Genomic DNA, 21,946 nt, shown 5'->3' with positions numbered 1-21,946 from the left:
CGAGGTGGTTATGGTAGGGGCTCCACTGGCCACCACCAGAGCCGACAGGGGAGGTGCGGCTGCGTCCGCGGATCGGGGAGGAGCGCTCCGGCGTTTTCTCGGGTTGGCGGGTGAGCCGAAATCCGTGACCGACACCGCTGACCGCATCCGTGCCAACGACTCCGCTCAGACCGCGACCTTTGCCGCTGACGCGGAATCGCAGGCGTGGACTCCGCCCACCTGGGAGGAGATCGTCAGCACGCACAGCGGCCGCGTGTACCGCCTGGCGTATCGCCTGACCGGCAATCAGCACGACGCCGAGGACCTCACCCAAGAGGTCTTCGTCCGTGTCTTCCGGTCCCTTTCGACCTACACCCCCGGCACGTTCGAGGGCTGGCTGCACCGCATCACCACGAACCTCTTCCTGGACATGGTGCGCCGCAAGCAGCGCATCCGCTTCGACGCCCTCGGGGACGACGCGGCGGAGCGTCTGCCCAGCCGCGAGCCGTCGCCGCAGCAGGTGTTCAACGACACGCACTTCGACGCGGACGTCCAGCAGGCGCTCGACACCCTCGCGCCCGAATTCCGCGCCGCCGTGGTCCTCTGCGACATCGAGGGCCTTTCGTACGAGGAGATCGCCGCCACACTGGGCGTCAAGCTCGGCACCGTCCGCAGCCGTATCCACCGGGGCCGCTCGCAGCTGCGCAAGGCCCTGCAGCACCGCTCTCCCGAAGCCCGCGCCGAGCGTCGTTCGCTCGCGGTCACCGGAGCCGTGGCGCTGGGAGGAGGGGGCGCGCCCGCGTGAGTGGATCACGGTCGAATCCCGCCGAGCGGCAACTGGCCGACGCGGAGCAGCATCTGGGGGACCGACTCGCCGCCCTGGTGGACGGGGAGCTGGGCCATGACGCGCGCGAGCGTGTCCTCGCGCATCTGGCGACTTGCCCGATGTGCAAGACCGAGGCCGACGCCCAGCGCCGGCTCAAGAGCGTCTTCGCGCAGGCGGCGCCGCCACCGCCCAGCGAGAGTTTCCTCGCCCGCCTCCAAGGTCTGCCGGCGGGCGGCTCCGAACCGCCGCCCGGCGGTCCAGGACACCCCGGCGACGGGGAGGGGTTCGCCACCGGATCATCCGGTTCCGCCGGACTGCCGCGGACCGGGCTCTTCGGCGTGAGCACCGAGTCCTTCGTGGGGTATGTCCCGTCCGGCGCCCACGCCGCGGTGCTGCCGAGCGAGGGGCGCGGCTTCCGCATCCACGACGTCACCCGGCACGAGGGCGATCGCTCGCTCTGGCGCGGGCGCCGCTTCGCGTTCGCCGCGGCGGGCGCGGTGTCGCTGGCGGCGATCGCGCTGGGCGGCGTCACCACGGGCGCCCCCACCGACCCCGGCGACCCCCGCGCCGGCGGCTCCAAGGCCAACAGCAACGTGACGCCGCAGCGCGCCCAGGGCTCGGGCGTCACCGCGACCCCCGACTCCGTGCGGCGCCGCGGCGCCGGCAATCCGCTGTCGGCGCAGGGCCAGCGCCCGGGCGTCCTGTCGGCGCCGGTCGCGCCGACCGAGGTGACGGGACCGCTGCTGCCCGACGCCGCGCGGCCGCCGCGCACGCACGACGCGGCGTACGAACTGACGGCGCCGCTGCTGGCGGGCGCCGCGACGCTCTCCCCGCTGATACGCCCGCCGCAGCCGGTCCACCACGCCCCCGTTACGCCCGGCCTCGCGCGGCCGCCCGCGGTGGGCCCCACGGGGGCGGGAGGCGCGGATCCAGTGAACACCGCCGCCGCGCCCCCCGGTTCGGGCCCCTTGCAGGGCACCTCGCAGGTCCACTGACGCGACGGGTGCCCTGCGCTTCGGCGCGGGAACCTGGTTGAATCTCGGTGAGCCGTGCCTGCCGGGGGGACTTGGCGGCGCGGAGTTCAGCATCTAATCGGCGTCCGCCGCGGGCCAGTTGTGGGGAGAGCATGGACGAGGGCAAGCCCACGAAGGCCAAGTGGTGGAGCCGCCCCCGGCCAAATACGCCGGGCCCCCTTGAGCAGGGGGCTGCCTCGGAGTGGGACGGGGCCCAGCAGCCTGGGGTGGCTCCCGAGCAGGGCGCTGCCCCGCCGGCGGAGGTCACCCAACAGCCCAGTACCGCGCCTGAACAGACCCGTGCCCCGCAGCCGGGGTTTGCCTCCGACTCGGGCGTGGGCCCGCAGCCTGGCGCCGCCCCTGAGCGGGGCGCCGCCCCGTTGCAAGGTGCCGCCCCGCAGCCCAGCGCCGCCCCCGGGCCGGGTGCCGAGACGGGCACGGACCAGCAGCCCAGCGCCGCCCCCGAGCCGGGTGCCGCTCCCGGTCCGGGCGGTGCCCCGACCGACCCCGCGCCGGCCGTTCCACCGCAGGGCACCCCAGCTGCCGGAACCGTCCGTTCCGGCGACGCCGCGCCGGCCGAGCGGCCACGCCCCCTGCATGACCCGGACCCGTACAGCACCCCGCCGTACGGCGAGCCGGGACCGTGGGCGCCCGCGCCCCCGGTACAGCGCCCGGTGGCGACCCCAGCCCACGGCACCTCACTCTCACCGGTCACGCATGGCGGTGCCACGCCCCCGCACGGCATGTCGGCCCACGGCGCCACGCCCCCGCACGCCGCCCACGGGCCCGCGCCCCTCCCCGGACCCACGCCCCCGCAAGCCGCACCCGCGCCCGCGCCGCTCCCCGGCGCCACGCCCCCGCATGCCGCGCCTCCGCCCGCCTCCGCCCCCGGGACCCCGTACGGCAGCAGTCCCCACGGCCAAGGCGCGCCCGCGGTGCTGCCCGCGGGGCCTCAGGGTGGGCCCTCCGGGCATGTGACGCAGCCGCAGGGCGCGCCCGCGGTGCCGCCTGCGGAGCCTCACGGCGGGGCCGCCCCGCACCCGATGCAGCCCCAGGGCGCGCCCACAGCGCCGCCCGCGCAGCCCCAGGGTGTCCTCGGTGCCGGTGCTCCTCGGCAGCCGTACGATCCCTGGAACGCGCCCCTTCAGCAGACCGGTGCGGTGCCTCCGGCCAGTGAGGAGAGGCAGCGCACGCGGGCCAGGCGGATCATCGTTGTCGGGGTTGCTCTGGTCGCCCTCGTGTCCGGGCTCATCGGCGGCGCACTCGGGTCGTACCTGGAGCGCAACCGCGTCGACGCGATCGAACTCCCGCAGACCGACCCGGAGTCCAAGGACCGCCCCAGGGGCAGCGTCGCCGGTATCGCCGCCGCGGCGCTGCCCGGCGTCGTGACCCTGCACGTCAGGGGCGAATCGGCGCAGGGCACCGGCACCGGGTTCGTGCTCGACGGCAAGGGCCACATCCTCACCAACAACCACGTCGTGGAGCCCGCGGGCACCGGCGGCGAGATATCGGTGACGTTCAGCGGCGGCGAGACCGCCAAGGCGAAGGTCATCGGCCGCGACTCCGGTTACGACCTCGCGGTCGTCAAGGTCTCCAACGTGCGGGGCCTGAAGCCCCTGACCCTCGGCAACTCCGAGAACGTCCAGGTCGGCGACCCCGTCGTCGCCATCGGCGCCCCCTTCGACCTGGCGAACACCGTGACCTCCGGGATCATCAGCGCCAAGGAGCGGCCCATCACCGCGGGCGGCGAGAAGGGCGACGGCAGCGACGTCTCGTACGTCGACGCACTCCAGACCGACGCGCCCATCAACCCGGGCAACTCGGGCGGCCCGCTGGTCGACTCCAAGGCACGGGTCATCGGCATCAACAGCGCCATACGCTCCGCCGACGACGGCTCGGACTCGGGCGGCGGCCAGGCCGGCTCCATCGGCCTCGGCTTCGCCATACCGATCAACCAGGGCAAACGCGTCGCCGAAGAGCTGATCAACTTCGGCAAGGCCACGCACCCCGTGATCGGCGTCACGCTCGACACCGAGTTCAGCGGCGACGGCGCCCGCATCGCGGAGAAGGGCAAGGGCGGCGGCCCCGCGGTCAACACGGACGGCCCCGGCGACAAGGCGGGCCTCAAGCCCGGCGACATCATCACCGAAGTGGACGGCGCCCCCGTGCACTCCAGCGACGAACTGATCGTCAAGGTCCGCGCCCACCGCCCCAAGGACCGCCTCGATCTGACGGTCGAGCGCGACGGCCGTGACCGCGAGGTGACCCTGGTGCTCGGCTCGGCGGACGGTGACTGAGTAGTGACTGAGTAGGTGACTGAGTAAAGGGCCGGCCACGTCCTTCTCCGTTGTCGTGCAGCGGCTACCGGACAGACATGAGCGCCGGGTACCGTGGACCCGGTCCAGACCTCGGACGACGACCTGTTGCGGGCTGAGGACATCGCAAGGAGCTCTAGGTGTTCAATGACATTGGCGCACTCGAGATAGTGGCGCTGGTCGTCCTCGCCGTGCTCATCTTCGGCCCCGACAAGCTGCCGAAGGTCATCCAGGACGTCTCCCGCACGATCCGCAAGATCCGCGAGTTCTCGGACAGCGCGAAGGCGGACATAAGGGAAGAGCTGGGCCCGGAGTTCAAGGACTTCGAGTTCGACGACCTGAACCCCAAGAAGTTCATCCGCAAGCAGCTCGACAACGACGAGCTGGGGCTCAAGGAAATCCGCAACGGCTTCGACCTGAAGAAGGAGATGAACGAGGTCGCGGACGCCGTGCACGGCCGCGACAGCGACTCCTCCGACGCCGGTTCCCAGGCCGCGGCGGCCTCTTCCGGCGGGGCCCGCGTGGACATGCGGAAGAAGTCCGAGGAGCCCACGAAGGCCGACTCCGGCGACCGCCCGCCGTTCGACGCGGACGCCACCTGAGGCAGCGCCTGAACACTCGCCGCCGATCGGTGTGGCTATCCTGCCTTGTTGTCCGGCGTGAGGACGCCCGAGGGGGGTGGGCCGCTCCGGACGGACGAGAGCGAGGAGGCGGCCGGGTACATGGAGACGACAAGTCGGGTAGGCGCGCAGGCGCCGGCCGCGGAGGGCACCGCACAAGCGGTGCCCTCCGCCCGGCGCACGGTCGACGGCTACCTGCTGGCGCCCTTCCCCTGGTACGGCCTTGACGAGGCCTTCACGGGGCAGCGCTGGCTGATGCAGGTCGGCGCGACAGCGGACGGTTCCGTGGAGCACGGCTCGATCGGCCACGGGGACGAACCGTCGGTCCGCCCCGAGGGAAATCTCGGCGACAGCGACAAGGAGCGCTTCGCGGTGGTGGTGACCGTCGCGGCCAACCCGGTGCGGCGCAGCTCGGACGGCACGGGCGTCCTGGAGGCCACGTCGGTCTCCTCGGCGGCCTGGCTCGCCGGCGTCGGCCTGCTCTCGTACACCTGGCCGGGGCAGATGGACCACACTCGGCGCGACGACTGGCTGGACCAGCAGACGGAGACGGCCTGGGTCCTCGCGGACGACCTGGAGGGCGCGGACTGGTCGACGCTGTCGCTGCCCGTGGACGGGGTGCCCACGCCCTTCCACTACCGCGAGTCCGAGTACGGGTGGGTCCTCGCCGGTTCCACGAAGGGGAGCGTCCACCTGGGTGCCTATGGGCGCGGCATGAGCGCGTACGGCCTAGGCTTCTCCGTCATCGAGGACATCGGGGCGTACGCGTAGCGCTGCGTGGGGCACGGGGTTCCGCGCGGGCCCGTCGTGGCTGGTCGCGCAGTTCCCCGCGCCCCTTCGGGGCGCGCCCCCGGATCAGAACTTGTTGCGCGGCGTGATCCCCAGCGACATGCCCGACAGGCCGCGCTGGCGGCCGCCCAGCTTGCCCGCGATCGCGCGCAGCGCCGCACCGGCCGGGGACTCCGGGTCCGTCAGGACGACCGGCCTGCCCTCGTCGCCGCCCTCGCGCAGCCGCACGTCGATCGGGATGGAGCCGAGGACCGGCACCGTGGCGCCCGTCGTCTTCGTGAGGCCCTCGGCGACCCTCTGGCCGCCGCCCGAGCCGAACACGTCGACCATCTCGCCGCAGTGCGGGCAGGGCAGCCCCGACATGTTCTCGACGACGCCCACGATCTTCTGGTGGGTCTGTACGGCGATGGAACCGGCCCGCTCGGCGACCTCGGCCGCCGCCTGCTGAGGCGTCGTCACGACGAGGATCTCGGCGTTCGGGACGAGCTGTGCCACGGAGATCGCGATGTCACCCGTGCCCGGCGGCAGGTCGAGCAGCAGCACGTCGAGGTCGCCCCAGTAGACGTCCGCGAGGAACTGCTGGAGGGCGCGGTGCAGCATCGGGCCGCGCCACACGACCGGGGCGTTGCCCGGGGTGAACATGCCGATGGAGATGACCTTCACGCCGTGCGCGGACGGCGGCATGATCATGTTCTCGACCTGGGTGGGCTTGCCGTCGGCGCCCAGCATGCGGGGCACGGAGTGGCCGTAGATGTCCGCGTCGACGACGCCGACCTTCAGGCCGTCCGCCGCCATCGCCGCCGCGAGGTTCACCGTCACCGAGGACTTGCCGACGCCGCCCTTGCCGGACGCGACCGCGTAGACCCGGGTGAGCGAGCCGGGTTTGGCGAAGGGGACCTCGCGCTCGGCGGTGCCGCCGCGCAGCGCGGACGCCAGCTCCTTGCGCTGTTCGTCGCTCATCACGTCGAGGGTGACGTCGACACGCGTGACGCCCTCGACGGCGGCGACCGCGTCCGTGACGTTCTTGGTGATGGTCTCGCGCATCGGGCAGCCGGAGACCGTCAGGTACACGGTGACCGCTACCGCCCCCTCAGCGGAGATATCCACTGATTTGACCATCCCCAACTCGGTGATGGGTCGCTGGATCTCGGGGTCGTTCACCGTCGCCAGTGCTTCACGCACCGCGTCTTCCGTAGCCATACGCCGATAGTACGGCGCGGTAACCCCGCCCGGGAAAGGGCCGTCAGCGGTCGCCTACGTCACGTCCGCGCCCGCCCTCCGACGGGAATACGACGCGCTTCTCCGCGCGCTGCTCGGCCCGCTGCTCCTCCAGCTCCTTGACCAGGTCCTGGAGCTCGGAGCGGATCCAGTCCCGCGTCGCCACCTCGCCGAGGCCCATGCGCAGGGAGGCGATCTCGCGGGTGAGGTACTCGGTGTCCGCGATGGACCGCTCGTTCTGTTTGCGGTCCTGTTCGAGGTTGACCCGGTCGCGGTCGTCCTGGCGGTTCTGCGCGAGGAGGATCAGCGGGGCCGCGTACGACGCCTGGAGCGAGAGCATCAGCGTGAGGAAGATGAACGGGTACTGGTCGAAGCGCAGGTGGTCGGGGGCCGCGATGTTCCACACCACCCACAGGATGATGACGACCGTCATCCAGACGATGAACCTGCCGGTGCCCAGGAAGCGGGCGATCCGCTCCGAGAGCCTCCCGAACGCCTCCGGGTCGTAGTCGGGCAGCAGTTTGGGCCGCGGGGTGCGTGGCTGGTCGAGGCGGAACCGTGGGCTCCTGGACTCGGCGCGGTTCTCGCGCTCCCGGTCAGCCGCCGCCATGGTCCGCTGCCTCCTCTTCCAGGTGGAACTCCGTCTCGCGCCAGTCCTCGGGCAGCATGTGGTCCAGTACGTCGTCGACGGTGACCGCCCCGAGCAGCGCGCCGCCCTCGTCGACGACGGGGGCCGCCACCATGTCGTACGCAGCGAAGAACCCGGCGACGGTGGGCAGCGTGGCGCCGGGCGCGAGCGGTTGCAGGTCGTCGTCGAGGATCGAGCCGACGAGCGTGTACGGCGGGTCGCGCAGCAGCCGCTGGAAGTGCACGGTGCCCAGATACTTGCCCGTCGGCGTCTCGTCGGGCGGACGGCATACGTACACCTGTGCGGCGAGCGCGGGGGAGAGGTCCTCCTTGCGCACCCGCGCGAGGGCGTCGGCGACCGTCGCGTCCGGGCGCAGCACGATCGGCTCCGTGGTCATCAGGCCGCCGGCCGTGCGCTCCTCGTACGCCATCAGACGCCGCACGTCGGCCGCGTCGTCCGGCTGCATCAGGGTGAGCAGGCGCTCCTTGTCGTCCTCGGGCAGCTCGGCGAGGAGGTCGGCGGCGTCGTCGGGGTCCATGGCCTCCAGGACGTCGGCGGCACGTTCCTCCTTGAGCTTGCCGAGGATCTCGATCTGGTCGTCCTCGGGGAGCTCTTCGAGGACGTCGGCGAGCCGGTCGTCGTCGAGGGCGGCGGCCACTTCGGCCCGCCGCTTCGGCGACAGGTGGTGCAGGACGTTGGCGAGGTCGGCGGGGCGCAGCTGTTCGAAGGTGGCGAGGAGGTTCTCGGCTCCCTGCCCGTGCTCCTCCAGCGAGAAACCGTCCACGGCGGACCAGTCGACGGTGAGCGTCTCGCCCTTGCGCCGAAACGTTCCGCCTTTCCCTTTGCGTACGAAGACACGGTCGATCTCCCAGTCGCGGCGGGCCGGCAGCTGCTGGACGGCCACGTCGAGGACGGTCCCCTCTTCGCCGGTCTCCACGAGGTGGACACGGCGGTCGAGCATCTCGCCGAGGACGAGCCGCTCGGTGGGCCGCTGCTCGAAGCGCCGCACGTTGACCACGCCGGTGGTGATGACCTGGCCCGACTCGATGCCGGTGACACGGGTCATGGGCAGGAAGATGCGGCGCCGGGTGGCCAGCTCGACGACGAGACCGAGCAGCCGAGGTGGCTTGCGGCCGACGCGGAGTATCGCCACCAGGTCACGCACCCGCCCGACCTGGTCGCCGTTGGGGTCAAAGACGGGGATGCCGGCGAGGTGCGAGACGAAGACCCGGGGGGCACCTGCCGCCATGCGTGCGCCTCCTTCTCACGAGCCCGAAGTAATTCCTGCCGTTCTGTCCGGCAATACGGGCTTCAGGCTAGCCCGTCCCGGTCGGATACGCCCCGGCGGAGGGTCCGTACGGACTGGCGCCGAACCGCTCGGCCGACACAGGTACGCTGCCGTACTGCCGAAGCCGTAGAGGTCGTCCGCACGAGAGGCAGCGCCACCTGTGACCGCACTTCCCCTGGCCAGCCGAGCCCGCAGGGCAGCGTTCGTGAGCGCGGTGTGCGCGGGCACGGTCGCGGCGGTCATGAGTCTGACCGGCTGCGGCGGCGGCGCCGAGGACGATCCGGACGCGGGCACGAACGGCGTCGGGAAGCTGTCGGCGCCGAAGATCCAGAGCAAGTCGTCCCGGATGGCGGAGGCGGCGTCGGCGGTCCGGCTCTCCGGGACGGTGGTGAGCAAGGGCCACACGTACACCCTCGACATGCGGCTCAAGGACGAGGGCGGCACGGGCTCGGTCACCTCCAAGGGGCAGACGTTCCAGCTGCTGCGCGTCGGGGAGCAGCTGTTCCTGAAGGCCGACTCGGGGTTCTGGACGCACGAGAGCGGCCAGGGTGAGGGAACGCCCCAGAAGGCGGACGAGACCGCGGCGGCCAAGCTCGACGGCAAGTACGTGAAGGTCCCGCAGGGGGATCCCGCCTACCAGCAGCTGAGCGGCTTCACGGACAAGGACGTGCTTCTGGAGGGCATGCTCACGCTGCACGGCCGGCTCGCCAAGGGCGACCGGGGCGAATCGGGCACCGTACGCACCATCAAGATCACCGGTGACAAGGGCGCCGGCGGCACGCTGAGCGTCTCCCTGGACGGAAAGCCGTACCCCCTGCGCCTGGAGCGAGGCGGCCACGCGGGCACCCTCGAACTCACCGACTGGAACAAGGACTTCCCCCTCCAGGAGCCACCGAGGACCGAGATGGTCGACTACGGCAAACAACTCCCGACGTCATAGGAGAAAGCAAGCCCCGAAGAAACAAGCCCCGAAGAAGCAAGCCCCGAAGAAGCAAGCCCCGCAGGGGCGAGCTTCAGGGGCGCGGGGAACTGCGCGAGCAACCAGAACCCACCCGCAGGGCGAGGACGAACCGGCCCTCAACGGCGCTTGCGCCGGAACAACAGCCGAGGAAGCCCCGCAGGCACAGCCTGCCGCGTAGTAGCCCCAGTGGCCAAGGGCGCCGCAGCCAGAGACCCCGAGGGCAACTCGCCCACCGCCCCACGCGGAGTGAGCCGCACGACCCGACACTCCGAAGCCCACCGCGCAGTCATCCGCTCGGCATCCACCGCATTGAGCCGCTTCCCCTTGAGCTCGGCGACAGCCGCCTCCCACGCCTCGGACTCGGGCGCAAGCTCCCGCACGGTCGCCGTCCAGGCGACGACCCGCCCGCCCTTGTCCTTGCTGCGTACGGTCACCTCGGCGTGCCCCCCGTCGACGAGCCCCGGCAGCGGCTGCTCGCCGGGTCCGTCACCGACGACGTGCGCCGCACCGTCGTGCCAGACGTGCCACAGGGCCCGGACGGGCGAGTCCTCACCCTGCACCCAGATGAGGCCGGACTTCTTGCCGGCCTCCTCGATGAGGGCGCGGCCGAGCAGCGGGTCAGCAGTCAGCGGGTCAGCAGTCATGGCGGCAGCCTATCGGTGGCGCTCAGAGCCAGCCGTTGCGCTTCAGGGTCCGGTGGATCGCGAAGCAGACGCCGCCGATGAGGGCGAGCACCATCGGGTAGCCGAACCGCCAGTGAAGCTCCGGCATGTGGTCGAAGTTCATGCCGTACACCCCGCAGACGGCGGTCGGCACGGCGATGATCGCCGCCCACGAGGTGATCTTGCGCATGTCCTCGTTCTGCGCGACGGCGGCCTGCGCGAGGTTGGCCTGGAGGATCGAGTTGAGCAGCTCGTCGAAGCCGATGACCTGCTCCTGGACGCGCGTGAGGTGGTCGGCGACGTCACGGAAGTACTTCTGGATGTCGGGGTCGACGAGCCGCATCGGCCGCTCACTGAGCAGCAGCATGGGCCGCAGCAGTGGCGAGACGGCCCGCTTGAATTCGAGGACCTCGCGCTTGAGCTGGTAGATCCGCCCGGCGTCGACGCCGCGCGCGGATCCTTTGCCCTTGCTCGGCGCGGAGAAGACCTCCGTCTCGACCTCGTCGATGTCGTCCTGCATGGCGTCGGCGACCGCGAGATAGCCGTCGACGACGTGGTCGGCGATGGTGTGCAGGACGGCGGAGGGCCCCTTGGCGAGCAGCTCGGGGTCGTCCTGGAGGCGTCGGCGCAGGGCGCGCAGCGAGCCGTGGCCGCCGTGCCGGACGGTGATGAAGAAGTCCCGTCCGGTGAAGCACATCACCTCGCCGGTCTCCACGACCTCGCTGGTGGCGGTGAGTTCGGCGTGCTCGACGTAGTGGATGGTCTTGAAGACGGTGAACAGCGTGTCGTCGTAGCGCTCCAGCTTGGGCCGCTGGTGGGCGTGGACGGCGTCCTCGACGGCGAGGGGGTGCAGCCCGAACTCGGCCGCGATACCGGCGAATTCGCCCTCGGTCGGCTCGTGCAGTCCGATCCAGGCGAAGCCGCCCTCGCGGCGTACGTGGAGCATCGCCTCGTGCGGGGTCAGGATGTCGGCGCACTCCACGCGCCGGCCGTCCTGGTAGACGGCGCAGTCGACGACGGCGGACGCGGCCTCACGGGTCGCGTCGTAGGAGTCGTACGAGGAGGTGGGCGAGGCGGGGTAGGCGGTGCCGTCCTTGCGGAGCGAGGGGCGGACGGCGGCACGAAGGTCGCGGATCATCGACATGGGCAGGCTCCTTCGAGGGAGGCGGCCTACGACGGTTGGAACTGCCCGGAATGGGGACGTCCTGCTGCGGGATGTTTGGCACGTCCACAAAGCGGGGAGCACCGCACCGTCGCGGTGGCAGCTTCGCTACTGACACAGATCAGAGAACTCAGACAGATCAGGTGGAAACGAAGTGCTCTTCCGTCGCACACGGCACGGACGGCGCATGCGGTGCATGCGGGGTGTGCGTGCGTGTGCTTCTGCAGCTACGGGGCTGCGTGATTCACCGGGCGGAAGAGCGGGTGGTACTGCACGGTCGACTTCGGTCCATTGCAGCCCCACCTCCTCCGGCCGGTCCCCCGTGAGGGAAGTCCCATGCGCCCTCTGCGCCCGTGGCGCAGAGTCAGTGTCTGTCAGCAGGGCTTGAAAGCGACGCTTCTGCGTGCTGCCCTGACCAGCGGCCAACACTATCAGCCGACTGAAGTGTCAAGTCCCCGCTTTACCCTTCACTGACGAGTTCTATGCTCACGTCATGGCTGATGTTCTTGCGCTGGTCGAAGCCCGTCTCCGTACTGGCCTGGGGGAACCGGACGCGCGCGCCGCGGTGACCTTCCTCGGGACCGACCGCGTCGAAGTGCTGCGGTTCACGGACGGCGACGTAGTGCGCTACGCCACGCTCGGTATGTCGGCCCAGCCGATGACCGACCCCACCGCCGCGCTCGCCGACCCCGTCAAGGGCCCGCGCGCCGAGCTGGTGCTCTCCGTACGAGGTGGACTCGCCGATACGGACAAGGTGCTGCGCCCTCTGGCGGTGCTGGCCGCGTCGCCGCAGGTGGAGGGCCTGGTCGTGGCGCCCGGCGCCTCGCTGGACGTAGGGGAACCGCTCTGGCCGGGGGCGCCGTTCACCTCGGTCCTGGTCGCCGAGTCCGGCGGCCTGGTGGAGGACCTGGACCTCGACGATCCGATGGACCCCGTGCGGTTCCTGCCGCTGCTGCCCATGACGCCGAACGAGGCCGCGTGGAAGCGGGTGCACGGCGCGGCGGCCCTCCAGGAGCGCTGGCTGAACAGCGGAACGGACCTGCGCGATCCGCTGCGCAAGTCCGTGTCCCTGGACTGAAACCCCTGATCGATCCCTGATCGGTGAATCCCTGAACGGTGAAATCCCTGAACGGCGGCGTCAGTTGGCGAAGACGCCGACGCCGTCCTCCGTGGCGTGCTTCGACTCCAGCTCCTCGGCGTCGTGTGCGAGCGAGGTGCGGCGCACCCGGACCACGACGGCGCCGAGCACGGCCGTGACGGCCGCGACCACGAACGGGATGTGGATGTCGCTCCACTCCTCGATCTTCGGCGCGAAGAACGGCGCCGCGGCCGCGGCGAACCACCGTACGAAGTTGTAGCCGGCGCTGGCCACCGGCCGGGGCGCGTCGGAGACGCCGAGGGCCAGCTCGGTGTAGACGGTGTTGTTCACGCCGATGAAGGCGCCGGACAGGACCGTGCAGACGATGGCCGTCGCGTGGTTGCCGTAGCCGAGCACCAGTACGTCCACGGCGAGCAGCACCAGCGAACCGCCGAGCACCTTCAGCGAGCCGAACCGCTTCTGGAGCCGGGGTGCGACGATCACCGAGAAGACCGCGAGCAGCACGCCCCAGGCGAAGAAGACGGCGCCCGACTTGTACGGGGTCATGTTCAGCACGAACGGTGTGAAGGCCAGCACGGTGAAGAACGTGTAGTTGTAGAAGAACGCGGAGGCCGCCGCCGAGGCGAGCCCGCCGTGGCCGAGCGCCTTCACCGGGTCGAGCAGGGACGTCTTCCTCGCGGGCCGCGGCTGCTCCTTGAGGAACGCCGTGATGCAGAGGAAGCCGATCGCCATCAGCGCGGCGGTGCCGAAGAACGGGTAGCGCCAGCTGGCGTCGCCGAGCAGCGCGCCGACCAGTGGCCCGCACGCCATGCCGAGCCCGAGTGCCGACTCGTACAGCAGGATCGCGGCCGCGCTGCCACCGGCCGCCGCGCCGACGATGACGGCGAGTGCGGTCGACACGAAGAGCGCGTTGCCGAGGCCCCAGCCCGCCCGGAACCCGACCAGCTCACCGACCGAGCCCGACGTACCGGAGAGAGCCGCGAAGACCACGACGAGTGCGAGGCCGAGGAGCAGGGTCTTCTTGCCGCCGATGCGGCTGGAGACGAAGCCGGTCACGAGCATGGCGACGGCGGTGATCAGGAAGTACGAGGTGAAGAGGAGGGAGACCTGGCTGGCGGTGGCGTCCAGGCCCTTGGCGATGGAGGGCAGGATCGGGTCGACGAGCCCGATGCCCATGAAGGCGACGACGGAGGCGCCCGCCGTGGCCCAGACGGCCTTGGGCTGCCGCAGGATGCTGACCGATCCAGTGCTGCTGTTCATGCAGCCGCTCCTTCACTGCTTCCACTGAGGGATTTCGTTGGCGAATACACATACTAAATTAGACAGCCTAAATGGTGCAAGATACATCTAAATTTCCCTGGTGACAGGGCCACCGGACGGGTGATCGTCCTTGACGGGGCGACGACCGGAGAGGACCGTTGGTCGCTATGAGGGGCGAACCCAGTTGCCCGAAGTGTGGTGGCCGGGTCAGGGCTCCCGGTCTCTTTGCCGACTCCTGGCAGTGCGATGTGCACGGCACCGTGCACCCGCTGCAGCCCGTGATCCCGCCCAGCGTCGAGGCCCTCCAAGTCGTTGTGCACCGCGCGCAGGTGCCGGTGTGGATGCCGTGGCCCCTGCCGGTCGGCTGGCTGTACACGGGCGTGGCCTGCGCGGGCGACGACCGCAGCGGCGGGCGCGCCACCGCGGTGGCCTGCTCGGGGCCCGCGCCGCTCGGCGGCGTCGGTGAACTGGTGCTCGTCGCCGAGGAACTGGGCGTCGGCCTCGGCGCGCGGTATGCGGGCGTCGACGGTCCCGACCCCGGCCCCTATATGAGCGTCGAGAAGCCGCCGCAGACCAAGGTCCTCGCCGCCGGGCGGCCCACGCCGCTGTGGCACCTGTCGGGGACGCCGGACGACCGGGCCGTCTTCGCGGGGGAGGCGCGGGGCCTGTGGCTGTGGGCCATCGCGTGGCCGGAGCAGTCGGGGCTCCTCATGTACGACGAGCTGGTGCTGACCGATCTGCGGGACGCGGGCGCCGAGACGGACCTGGTGCCGTGCGGGGCGCTCTCGCCGCGGCTGCTCATGCCTTGAGGGGCCTTGAGGGGCCTTGAGCGGGCCGGCGGGGGCGCCTTGGGCGGGGCGGGCGGGCGAGCATTCGATTCCCGTTATCCTTGAGCGTCCCCTTCGTCCGCCCCCGTCAGAGCCTGGAGTCAGCGCCGTGCGCATCGATCTGCACACTCACTCCACCGCGTCCGACGGCACGGACACCCCGGCCGAACTGGTGCGGAACGCGGCAGCCGCCGGTCTCGACGTCGTCGCGCTGACCGACCACGACACGACGCGCGGCCACGCCGAGGCGATCGCCGCCCTGCCCCCCGGCCTGACCCTGGTCACCGGCGCCGAGCTGTCCTGCCGCCTCGACGGCGTGGGGCTGCACATGCTGGCGTACCTCTTCGACCCCGAGGAGCCGGAGCTCTCCCGCGAGCGCGAGCTGGTGCGCGACGACCGGGTGCCGCGCGCCAAGGCGATGGTCGGCAAGCTCCAGGAACTCGGCGTGGACGTGACCTGGGAGCGGGTCGCGCGCATCGCGGGGGACGGCTCGGTCGGCCGCCCGCACATAGCCGAGGCCCTCGTCGAACTGGGCGTCGTGCCCACCGTCTCCGACGCCTTCACGCCGCAGTGGCTCGCCGACGGCGGCCGCGCGTACGCCGAGAAGCACGAGCTGGACCCCTTCGACGCGATCCGCCTGGTGAAGGCGGCCGGCGGCGTCACCGTCTTCGCGCACCCCGCCGCCGTCAAGCGCGGCCAGGTGGTGCCCGAGAACGCGATAGCGGAACTCGCCGCGGCGGGCCTCGACGGCATCGAGGCCGACCACATGGACCACGCGCCCGAGACCCGCACCCGGCTGCGCGGCCTCGCCGCGGACCTCGGTCTGCTGGTCACCGGCTCCAGCGACTACCACGGCAGTCGCAAGACATGCGTGCTCGGGGAGTTCACCACCGACCCCGAGATCTACGGCGAGATCACGCGCCGGGCCACAGGGGCGTTCCCCGTGCCCGGAGCGGGCGGAGGCCCGGCGGCGTAACGCCTCCGCGCTCGCGCGCACCCCTTCTCCACGGTTCCGTTCTCCTCCCTTGCCCCTCCCTTTCACCCCCTCTCCCTCGCTCCACTGTTCCGCTGCTGCGTGCCGGTGGTCGCCGTGCCCCGCGCCCGGCGGTGTCCGGTGCGGCTCCTTCGTACGACTCTCCGCAAGGCCATCACTGTGTTCGACGTCGCCGTCTTCGGCTCCCTTTTCCTCACTCTCTTCGTGATCATGGACCCCCCTGGGATCACCCCGATCTTCCTCGGCCTGACCGCGGGCCGACCCGCCAAGGTGCAGCAGCGGATGGCCTTCCAGGCCGTCTGTGTCGCCTTCGGCGTCATCGCGGTCTTCGGTCTGGTGGGCCACCAGATCCTCGACTACCTGCACGTCTCCGTCCCGGCGCTGATGATCGCGGGCGGGCTCCTGCTGCTGCTCATCGCGCTCGACCTGCTCACCGGCAAGACGGACGAACCGAAGCAGACCAAGGACGTCAATGTCGCGCTCGTGCCGCTCGGCATGCCGCTGCTCGCGGGGCCCGGTGCGATCGTCTCGGTGATCCTCGCCGTCCAGGACGCCGACAGCGTCGGCACGCAGATCTCCGTCTGGTCGGCGATCGTGGCGATGCACGTGGTGCTGTGGCTGGTGATGCGGTACTCGCTGCTGATCATCCGCGTCATCAAGGACGGCGGCGTGGTGCTCGTGACGCGGCTCGCGGGCATGATGCTGTCCGCGATCGCGGTGCAGCAGATCATCAATGGCGTGACACAAGTGATCAAGTGATGTTTGCGTGATCAGGTGATCAACGGGGGGTTGAGGTCGGTCTCGCCCCGGTCGGTCCCCGGTCGTGGACGCACGAAGGGCCCCCGTACGGCTTCCGTACGGGGGCCCTGCGACGTCTGCGTTACGAGGCCGAGGATTCGGCCGGTCGGATGTAGATGCGCTGGCCTATCGCTGCGGCCTGCTGCACGATCCGATTGACGGAGGCGGCGTCCACGACGGTGCTGTCCACGGCGTTGCCGTCGACGTCGTCGAGTCGCATGATTTCGAAGCGCATGAGGCTTCTCCCTTCGTCTGGTCATCCTCCTGAAGGAGAACTACTGGAGATGGCCAGGCTGTTACCTGCCCATGAAGTGTCGGTTGCGTGGCTACAGTGCCCCGCGTTCCTGATGGGTACAACGAGTTGCCCCCTGCAAACATTCCCTACGCTAAGGAAATTTTTCGAGAACCTAATTACCCATGGGTAGCGGCACCGGTTGTGTTCGCTGTGTGACCAGCGGGAGACTGGGTTCCCTATGAACGACGACGTCGAAGACAGAGCCGCCGATGACGGCGCGGCCCACATCAGCGCTCAGCTGGAGCGCGCCAACGGGCTGCTCGCGCGCGTGCTCGCCGAGGTGGCGAAGACCCCGTCCACGCACGCGATCTTCGTCGACGCCGGGTACCTGTACGCGGCCGCGGGCCGGCTCGCCGCCGGGACCGAGGACCGGCGCTCCTTCGACCTCGACGCCGAAGGACTCATCGAGGCGCTGATCGACAAGGCCCGTACGATCTTCGCGGACAGCCGTCTGCTGCGCGTCTACTGGTACGACGGGGCCAGGCGCCGCATCCACACCACCGAGCAGCAGTCGATCGCCGAGCTGCCCGACGTCAAGGTCAGGCTCGGCAACCTGAACGCCAACAACCAGCAGAAAGGCGTCGACTCCCTCATCCGCAGCGACCTGGAGTCACTGGCCCGGCACCGCGCCATCAGCGACGCGGCGCTCATCGGCGGCGACGAGGACCTGGTCTCGGCGGTCGAGGCGGCGCAGGGGTACGGGGCACGGGTGCACCTGTGGGGCATCGAGGCGCCCGACGGGCGCAACCAGGCGGAGCCGCTGCTCTGGGAGGTCGACAGCCAGCGGACGTTCGACCTCGACTTCTTCAAGCCGTACGTCTCGCGGCGCGTCGCCGCCACGGTGTACGAGGCGGGGCCCACCGCGCAGCGGCCCTCCCGCGAGGACGTCCGCTTCGTCGGCGCGCAGATCGCCGCGAAGTGGCTCGCGGCGCGGGGACGGGACGCGCTGGTGGGGCTGCTGCCGGGGCATCCGTATCTGCCGGGATCGGTGGACCAGGAGCTACTGGTGGAGGCGGAGCGACTGCTGCAGTACTCGTTGCGGGGGCAGTCGGATCTGCGGAGGGCTCTGCGGGACGGGTTCTGGGACCATCTGCGGACGCAGTACTGAGGGTCCCGTGGTGCCTTGGAGGTGCCGGGTGCTTTGCCGGGTGCCGGGTGCCGGGTGCCTTGGGGGTGCTTGAGGGCTACTGGGCTTCCTCCCAGAAGCTGATCAGGGCCGCGGCTGTCTCCTCGGGGCGGTCCGTGTTGGGGGAGTGCTCGGCGCCGTGGATCACCGTGCGGCGGGCGTCGAGGCGGCGCGCCATGTCGTCCAGGAGCGGGATGGGCCATGTGTCGTCGCGCTCGCCCGAGATCACATGCTTGGGCAGCGGTACGGCGGCCAGTTCGGCCACGCGGTCCGGCTCCGTGGAGAGCTGCCTGCCGGTGGCGATGAGCTGAGCGGGGTTGTGGCGCAGCCAGCGGGCGCGCAGGGCCTCGCTGTCGTCCGCGCCGTCCGCCCTGGCGCCGCCGGTGTCCGCGTCCTCCGGGGGCGGCGGCTCCATGGCCCGCATCGCCTGCCACACCTCGTCCATCGACAGCACGGCGAGGGCGTCCGCCAGCATCTTGGCGCGGGACTGCTGGGCCGGGGTGATCGCGGCGGGGCCCGAGGACATCAGGGTCAGCGAGGCGAAGGCACCGGGCGCCAGGAGCGTGGCGGCGCGGGCGATCTGGCCGCCCAGGGAGTGGCCCAGGAGGTGGGGCGGCTCCGGCGCTGCCGTCTGCGTCAGCGCTGCCGTCTGCGCGAGGACGTCGCGGGCCAACTCCTCCTGGGCGTACGCCGATTCGTCGTCGGGCCCGGTCGTCTCGTACTGGCCGCGACCGTCCACGGCGACGACGCGGTAGCCGGCGGCGGTCAGGGGCTCCAGGAGGGCGATGAAGTCCTCCTTGCTGCCGGTGAAGCCGGGGAGCAGTAGGGCGGTTCCTCTGACCTTGGTGCCCTTGGTGACCTTGGTGCCCTTGGTGCCCTTGGTGCTCTTGGGCGGGAGCGCGTCCAGGACGGCGAAGTCGCCGCGGGCGGTGTGGAGCGTGTGCGGGGTCGTGCACGGGGGTGGGGTGAAGGTGGGAGGCCTGCTCATGTGCCCGAGGCTATCTTGGGGGTGGGCTGGCTGTGCTCGGGGTGGTCTTGGTGCCGTGCTTCGCCGCTCCGCGGCGGTCTCCCACTCACCCGCCCGTTTGCCCCGTAACACCATCGCCCTGTAGGGGCCAAGCCTGCCCCAGCGGGGTTGTCCCTACCTGGGGGCCAAGACGCCGGGTAAACGGGTGGGTGGGAGATCCGCCGCGGAGCGGCGGGGGAGGGCAGGGGCAGGGACGGCGAAGGCCCGCCCCAGGGGATGGGGCGGGCCTTCGTGGCGCGGAGGGGGGAGACTCAGCTCTCCGCGGTCTCCACGGGCTCTGCCTTCTTGCGCGTGCGTCGACGCGGCGCCGGGGCCTCGGCCTCGGTCACCTCCGCCGGGGCGGCAACAGCAGCCTTGCGCGTACGGCCACGCGGCTTCGGCTCCTCCGTCGACTGCGCGGGAATCTCCGCCTCGGCGACCTTGCGGGTCCTCCGCTTCGGCTTCTCCGCCTCGGCCTCCGGTACGGCAACCTCGGCTACCGTCTCCGCGGCCTTGCGGGTGCGGCGCTTGGGCTTCTCCGCCTCGGCTTCCGGTACGGCGGCCTCGGTCACGGTCTCCGCGGCCTTGCGGGTGCGCCGCTTCGGCTTTTCGGCGGCCGGGGCTTCCACCTCGGTCGCCACCGTTTCGGCGGCCTTGCGGGTGCGGCGCTTGGGCTTCTCCTCGGCCGGGGCTTCCGCCTCGGTCACCGTCTCCGCGGCCTTGCGGGTGCGGCGCTTGGGCTTCTCCGTCTCGGCTTCCGGTACGGCGGCCTCGGTCGCCACTGTCTCCGCGGCCTTGCGGGTGCGCCGCTTGGGCTTCTCTTCGGCCGGGGTCTCCGCCTCGGTCACCGTCTCCGCCACCTTGCGGGTGCGCCGCTTGGGCTTCTCCGTCTCGGCCTCCGGCACGGCAGCCTCGGTCGCCACTGTCTCCGCGGCCTTGCGGGTGCGCCGCTTCGGCTTCTCTTCGGCCGGGGCTTCCGCCTCGGTCACCGTCTCCGCCACCTTGCGGGTCCGCCGCTTCGGCTTCTCCGCGACCGGGGCCTCTTCCGGCTCCGTAGCCGTGACTGTGGCCGTGGCCATGGGCACGTTCTCGGTCGCGTTCTCGGTCGTGCTCGGCGCCTCCGACGCCGCGCCGCCACGCGTCCGACGGCGGCGACGCGGGGTACGCGGCTCCGTCGGCTCAGAGGTGACCTCTGCGGTCGAAGCCACCGGAGTGACAGGGGTAGCCGGAGTGACCGGAGTGACCGGAGCGGCAGTCGCCGACTCCGTGGTCTGGGGCGCCGTCGCTTCCAGGAGGCTGCCCGCCCGCGTACGGCGACGACGCCGCGGCGTACGCGCGGGGCGCTCCCCCTCGGTCGGAGCGGAGGCCGGGCCCGAAGCGGAACGGTCGCGGTCCTGCGTACGACCACCGGCGCGGTCGGCGCGGTCGGCGCGGCCGCCACGGTCCGTACGGTCCCCACGGCCGGGACGGCCACCGCCGCGACCGCGGCCACCGGTCTCGCCGAGGTCCTCGATCTGCTCCGCGCCCAGACCCGCACGGGTCCGCTCGGCACGCGGCAGCACACCCTTGGTGCCCGCCGGGATGTTCATCTCCTCGTACAGGTGAGGAGAGCTGGAGTACGTCTCGACCGGGTCGTTGAAGCCCAGGTCCAGCGCCTTGTTGATCAGCTGCCAGCGCGGGATGTCGTCCCAGTCGACCAGCGTGATCGCGATGCCCTTGGCGCCCGCGCGGCCGGTGCGGCCGATGCGGTGGAGGTAGGTCTTCTCGTCCTCGGGGGACTGGTAGTTGATGACGTGCGTGACGCCCTCGACGTCGATGCCGCGCGCGGCGACGTCGGTGCAGACGAGCACGTCGACCTTGCCGTTGCGGAACGCCCGCAGGGCCTGCTCGCGCGCGCCCTGGCCGAGGTCGCCGTGGACGGCGCCCGAGGCGAAGCCGCGCTTCTCCAGCTGCTCGGCGATGTCGGCGGCGGTGCGCTTGGTGCGGCAGAAGACCATCGCGAGCCCACGGCCGTCGGCCTGCAGGATGCGGGAGATCATCTCCGGCTTGTCCATGTTGTGCGCGCGGTAGACGAACTGCGCGGTGTTCGCGACCGTCTGGCCCTCGTCGTCCGGCGCGGTGGCGCGGATGTGCGTGGGCTGCGACATGTAGCGACGGGCGAGGCCGATGACGGCGCCCGGCATGGTCGCCGAGAACAGCATCGTCTGGCGCTTCGGCGGAAGCATGTTGATGATCTTCTCGACGTCGGGCAGGAAGCCCAGGTCGAGCATCTCGTCGGCCTCGTCGAGGACGAGGCACTTGACGTGCTTGAGGTCGAGCTTGCGCTGGCCCGCCAGGTCGAGAAGACGACCGGGGGTGCCGACGACGATGTCGATGCCCTTCTTGAGGGCCTCGACCTGCGGCTCGTAGGCACGGCCGCCATATATGGCGAGGACGCGGACGTTGCGCGCCTTGCCGGCGGTCAGCAGGTCGTTCGTCACCTGCTGGCAGAGCTCGCGGGTGGGGACGACGATGAGGGCCTGCGGCGCCTCGGTCAGCTGCTCGGGCTCGGCGCGGCCCGCCTCGACGTCGGCGGGGACGATCACGCGCTCCAGGAGCGGGAGACCAAAGCCGAGCGTCTTGCCGGTGCCGGTCTTGGCCTGGCCGATGACGTCCGAGCCGGAAAGGGCGACGGGGAGTGTCATCTCCTGGATGGGGAAGGGGTTGACGATGCCGACGGCTTCGAGGGCCTCGGCTGTCTCGGGAAGAATCCCGAGATCTCGGAAAGTCGTAGTCAGGGCTATGCCTCTTCTGTGAGACGCGGCGGGAGGCGAACGCTGGGGGTCGTGACCGTGCCACTACCGCCGGCTGCTTGGGGGGCGGGCCGGGGGCGCGGGACCACTGCCTGCGCTCGAGCGCTCTTACCGCTGAGGTTCCCTCCTCGTGCCGTACGCATCTGCGCGTACCGCCCGGAGGGCTGTCGGGTCGGAGCCGATCGGGCCACCGACCGGGCATCCTCATTCGTACGGCCCGTCGAATATTCGGCAGGCGCTTTACCACTGTACCCCGGAATCTCGCATGCGTGTCCGGCGAATTGGTCA

20 protein-coding genes are annotated in these 21,946 nt (G+C 71.1%); 11 read left to right on the top strand and 9 right to left on the bottom strand.

Going from position 1 to position 21,946, the window contains the following annotated elements:
• Positions 1-10: 10 nt before the first annotated feature.
• The 5 genes from sigE to ACWDZ7_RS06210 all read left to right on the top strand — a co-directional run bounded on the left by sigE (position 11) and on the right by ACWDZ7_RS06210 (position 5,524).
• Positions 11-784: an RNA polymerase sigma factor SigE gene (sigE, locus tag ACWDZ7_RS06230; RefSeq protein WP_451795230.1), complete on the top strand. Its 774-nt coding sequence runs from the start codon at positions 11-13 to the stop codon at positions 782-784.
• Positions 781-1,800, top strand: a complete 1,020-nt coding sequence (locus ACWDZ7_RS06225; protein WP_451795229.1) for a zf-HC2 domain-containing protein — start codon at positions 781-783, stop codon at positions 1,798-1,800. Before sigE ends, ACWDZ7_RS06225 begins: the two co-directional genes overlap by 4 nt.
• Positions 1,801-1,931: 131 nt before the next feature.
• Complete coding sequence (locus ACWDZ7_RS06220) at positions 1,932-4,115, top strand: trypsin-like peptidase domain-containing protein (protein ID WP_451795227.1); 2,184 nt, start codon at positions 1,932-1,934, stop codon at positions 4,113-4,115.
• Positions 4,116-4,273: 158 nt separating this feature from the next.
• The gene (locus tag ACWDZ7_RS06215; RefSeq protein ID WP_451795226.1) at positions 4,274-4,735 is read left to right on the top strand and encodes a sec-independent translocase; all 462 of its coding nucleotides are present in this window, start codon (positions 4,274-4,276) and stop codon (positions 4,733-4,735) included.
• A gap of 120 nt (positions 4,736-4,855) precedes the next feature.
• Complete coding sequence (locus ACWDZ7_RS06210; protein ID WP_451795224.1) at positions 4,856-5,524, top strand: hypothetical protein; 669 nt, start codon at positions 4,856-4,858, stop codon at positions 5,522-5,524.
• Between the two features lie 84 nt (positions 5,525-5,608).
• Here the strand turns inward: ACWDZ7_RS06210 and ACWDZ7_RS06205 are convergent, their stop codons facing one another.
• From ACWDZ7_RS06205 to ACWDZ7_RS06195, 3 genes are read right to left on the bottom strand one after another with little or no spacing between them, the layout of a single operon-like run.
• Positions 5,609-6,742, bottom strand: coding sequence for an Mrp/NBP35 family ATP-binding protein (locus ACWDZ7_RS06205; protein ID WP_451795223.1), 1,134 nt, complete (start codon positions 6,740-6,742; stop codon positions 5,609-5,611).
• 43 nt (positions 6,743-6,785) lie between these two features.
• Positions 6,786-7,370: a DUF1003 domain-containing protein gene (locus ACWDZ7_RS06200; RefSeq protein ID WP_451795221.1), complete on the bottom strand. Its 585-nt coding sequence runs from the start codon at positions 7,368-7,370 to the stop codon at positions 6,786-6,788.
• Complete coding sequence (locus ACWDZ7_RS06195) at positions 7,357-8,637, bottom strand: magnesium transporter MgtE N-terminal domain-containing protein (RefSeq protein ID WP_451795220.1); 1,281 nt, start codon at positions 8,635-8,637, stop codon at positions 7,357-7,359. Before ACWDZ7_RS06195 ends, ACWDZ7_RS06200 begins: the two co-directional genes overlap by 14 nt.
• Positions 8,638-8,836: 199 nt before the next feature.
• Between ACWDZ7_RS06195 and ACWDZ7_RS06190 the strand changes: the two genes are divergently transcribed.
• Positions 8,837-9,616 carry a hypothetical protein gene (locus tag ACWDZ7_RS06190; RefSeq protein ID WP_451795219.1) on the top strand — a complete coding sequence of 260 codons (780 nt, stop codon included), beginning with the start codon at positions 8,837-8,839 and terminating at the stop codon, positions 9,614-9,616.
• 137 nt (positions 9,617-9,753) lie between these two features.
• Here the strand turns inward: ACWDZ7_RS06190 and ACWDZ7_RS06185 are convergent, their stop codons facing one another.
• Together ACWDZ7_RS06185 and ACWDZ7_RS06180 are read right to left on the bottom strand one after the other, a co-directional pair.
• Entirely contained in the window at positions 9,754-10,281 is a 528-nt protein-coding gene (locus ACWDZ7_RS06185) for a hypothetical protein (RefSeq protein ID WP_451795218.1), read from the bottom strand.
• 22 nt (positions 10,282-10,303) lie between these two features.
• Positions 10,304-11,443 (bottom strand): magnesium and cobalt transport protein CorA, encoded by a 1,140-nt coding sequence (locus ACWDZ7_RS06180; protein WP_451795216.1) that lies wholly within the window; start codon positions 11,441-11,443, stop codon positions 10,304-10,306.
• A gap of 511 nt (positions 11,444-11,954) precedes the next feature.
• Between ACWDZ7_RS06180 and ACWDZ7_RS06175 the strand changes: the two genes are divergently transcribed.
• Positions 11,955-12,539, top strand: coding sequence for a suppressor of fused domain protein (locus ACWDZ7_RS06175; RefSeq protein ID WP_451795214.1), 585 nt, complete (start codon positions 11,955-11,957; stop codon positions 12,537-12,539).
• A 60-nt stretch (positions 12,540-12,599) separates the two neighbouring features.
• Here ACWDZ7_RS06175 and ACWDZ7_RS06170 read toward each other — a convergent pair whose 3' ends face one another.
• Positions 12,600-13,820, bottom strand: a complete 1,221-nt coding sequence (locus tag ACWDZ7_RS06170) for an MFS transporter (protein WP_451795213.1) — start codon at positions 13,818-13,820, stop codon at positions 12,600-12,602.
• A gap of 167 nt (positions 13,821-13,987) precedes the next feature.
• On the opposite strand from ACWDZ7_RS06170, the gene ACWDZ7_RS06165 reads away from it, so the two are divergent.
• From ACWDZ7_RS06165 to ACWDZ7_RS06155, 3 genes are all read left to right on the top strand, one after another.
• A complete protein-coding gene (locus ACWDZ7_RS06165) occupies positions 13,988-14,629 on the top strand; it encodes a DUF6758 family protein (protein WP_451795211.1) in 642 nt (213 codons plus the stop codon).
• Between the two features lie 127 nt (positions 14,630-14,756).
• Positions 14,757-15,623 (top strand): PHP domain-containing protein, encoded by an 867-nt coding sequence (locus tag ACWDZ7_RS06160; protein WP_451512643.1) that lies wholly within the window; start codon positions 14,757-14,759, stop codon positions 15,621-15,623.
• 177 nt (positions 15,624-15,800) lie between these two features.
• Positions 15,801-16,400, top strand: coding sequence for a MarC family protein (locus ACWDZ7_RS06155; RefSeq protein WP_451795381.1), 600 nt, complete (start codon positions 15,801-15,803; stop codon positions 16,398-16,400).
• 121 nt (positions 16,401-16,521) lie between these two features.
• Here ACWDZ7_RS06155 and ACWDZ7_RS06150 read toward each other — a convergent pair whose 3' ends face one another.
• Positions 16,522-16,674 carry a hypothetical protein gene (locus ACWDZ7_RS06150; RefSeq protein ID WP_162933566.1) on the bottom strand — a complete coding sequence of 51 codons (153 nt, stop codon included), beginning with the start codon at positions 16,672-16,674 and terminating at the stop codon, positions 16,522-16,524.
• Between the two features lie 238 nt (positions 16,675-16,912).
• Between ACWDZ7_RS06150 and ACWDZ7_RS06145 the strand changes: the two genes are divergently transcribed.
• Positions 16,913-17,842: an NYN domain-containing protein gene (locus tag ACWDZ7_RS06145; RefSeq protein WP_451512644.1), complete on the top strand. Its 930-nt coding sequence runs from the start codon at positions 16,913-16,915 to the stop codon at positions 17,840-17,842.
• A gap of 76 nt (positions 17,843-17,918) precedes the next feature.
• Here ACWDZ7_RS06145 and ACWDZ7_RS06140 read toward each other — a convergent pair whose 3' ends face one another.
• Together ACWDZ7_RS06140 and ACWDZ7_RS06135 are read right to left on the bottom strand one after the other, a co-directional pair.
• Complete coding sequence (locus ACWDZ7_RS06140) at positions 17,919-18,848, bottom strand: alpha/beta fold hydrolase (RefSeq protein ID WP_451795210.1); 930 nt, start codon at positions 18,846-18,848, stop codon at positions 17,919-17,921.
• A gap of 290 nt (positions 18,849-19,138) precedes the next feature.
• Positions 19,139-21,550 carry a DEAD/DEAH box helicase gene (locus ACWDZ7_RS06135; protein WP_451795209.1) on the bottom strand — a complete coding sequence of 804 codons (2,412 nt, stop codon included), beginning with the start codon at positions 21,548-21,550 and terminating at the stop codon, positions 19,139-19,141.
• Positions 21,551-21,946: the final 396 nt, after the last annotated feature.

Source organism: Streptomyces sp. NPDC003032 (assembly GCF_053591415.1).
This window is presented reverse-complemented; position numbering and strand designations above follow the sequence as displayed.

Bases quoted from the DNA above. Each gene is read 5' to 3' on its own strand.
- sigE (WP_451795230.1), top strand. From the start codon at position 11: ATGGTAGGGGCTCCACTGGCCACCACCAGAGCCGACAGGGGAGGTGCG.
- ACWDZ7_RS06220 (WP_451795227.1), top strand. From the start codon at position 1,932: ATGGACGAGGGCAAGCCCACGAAGGCCAAGTGGTGGAGCCGCCCCCGG.
- ACWDZ7_RS06210 (WP_451795224.1), top strand. From the start codon at position 4,856: ATGGAGACGACAAGTCGGGTAGGCGCGCAGGCGCCGGCCGCGGAGGGC.
- ACWDZ7_RS06205 (WP_451795223.1), bottom strand. From the start codon at position 6,742: ATGGCTACGGAAGACGCGGTGCGTGAAGCACTGGCGACGGTGAACGAC.
- ACWDZ7_RS06200 (WP_451795221.1), bottom strand. From the start codon at position 7,370: ATGGCGGCGGCTGACCGGGAGCGCGAGAACCGCGCCGAGTCCAGGAGC.
- ACWDZ7_RS06195 (WP_451795220.1), bottom strand. From the start codon at position 8,637: ATGGCGGCAGGTGCCCCCCGGGTCTTCGTCTCGCACCTCGCCGGCATC.
- ACWDZ7_RS06185 (WP_451795218.1), bottom strand. From the start codon at position 10,281: ATGACTGCTGACCCGCTGACTGCTGACCCGCTGCTCGGCCGCGCCCTC.
- ACWDZ7_RS06180 (WP_451795216.1), bottom strand. From the start codon at position 11,443: ATGTCGATGATCCGCGACCTTCGTGCCGCCGTCCGCCCCTCGCTCCGC.
- ACWDZ7_RS06175 (WP_451795214.1), top strand. From the start codon at position 11,955: ATGGCTGATGTTCTTGCGCTGGTCGAAGCCCGTCTCCGTACTGGCCTG.
- ACWDZ7_RS06170 (WP_451795213.1), bottom strand. From the start codon at position 13,820: ATGAACAGCAGCACTGGATCGGTCAGCATCCTGCGGCAGCCCAAGGCC.
- ACWDZ7_RS06165 (WP_451795211.1), top strand. From the start codon at position 13,988: ATGAGGGGCGAACCCAGTTGCCCGAAGTGTGGTGGCCGGGTCAGGGCT.
- ACWDZ7_RS06150 (WP_162933566.1), bottom strand. From the start codon at position 16,674: ATGCGCTTCGAAATCATGCGACTCGACGACGTCGACGGCAACGCCGTG.
- ACWDZ7_RS06145 (WP_451512644.1), top strand. From the start codon at position 16,913: ATGAACGACGACGTCGAAGACAGAGCCGCCGATGACGGCGCGGCCCAC.
- ACWDZ7_RS06140 (WP_451795210.1), bottom strand. From the start codon at position 18,848: ATGAGCAGGCCTCCCACCTTCACCCCACCCCCGTGCACGACCCCGCAC.
- ACWDZ7_RS06135 (WP_451795209.1), bottom strand. From the start codon at position 21,550: ATGACACTCCCCGTCGCCCTTTCCGGCTCGGACGTCATCGGCCAGGCC.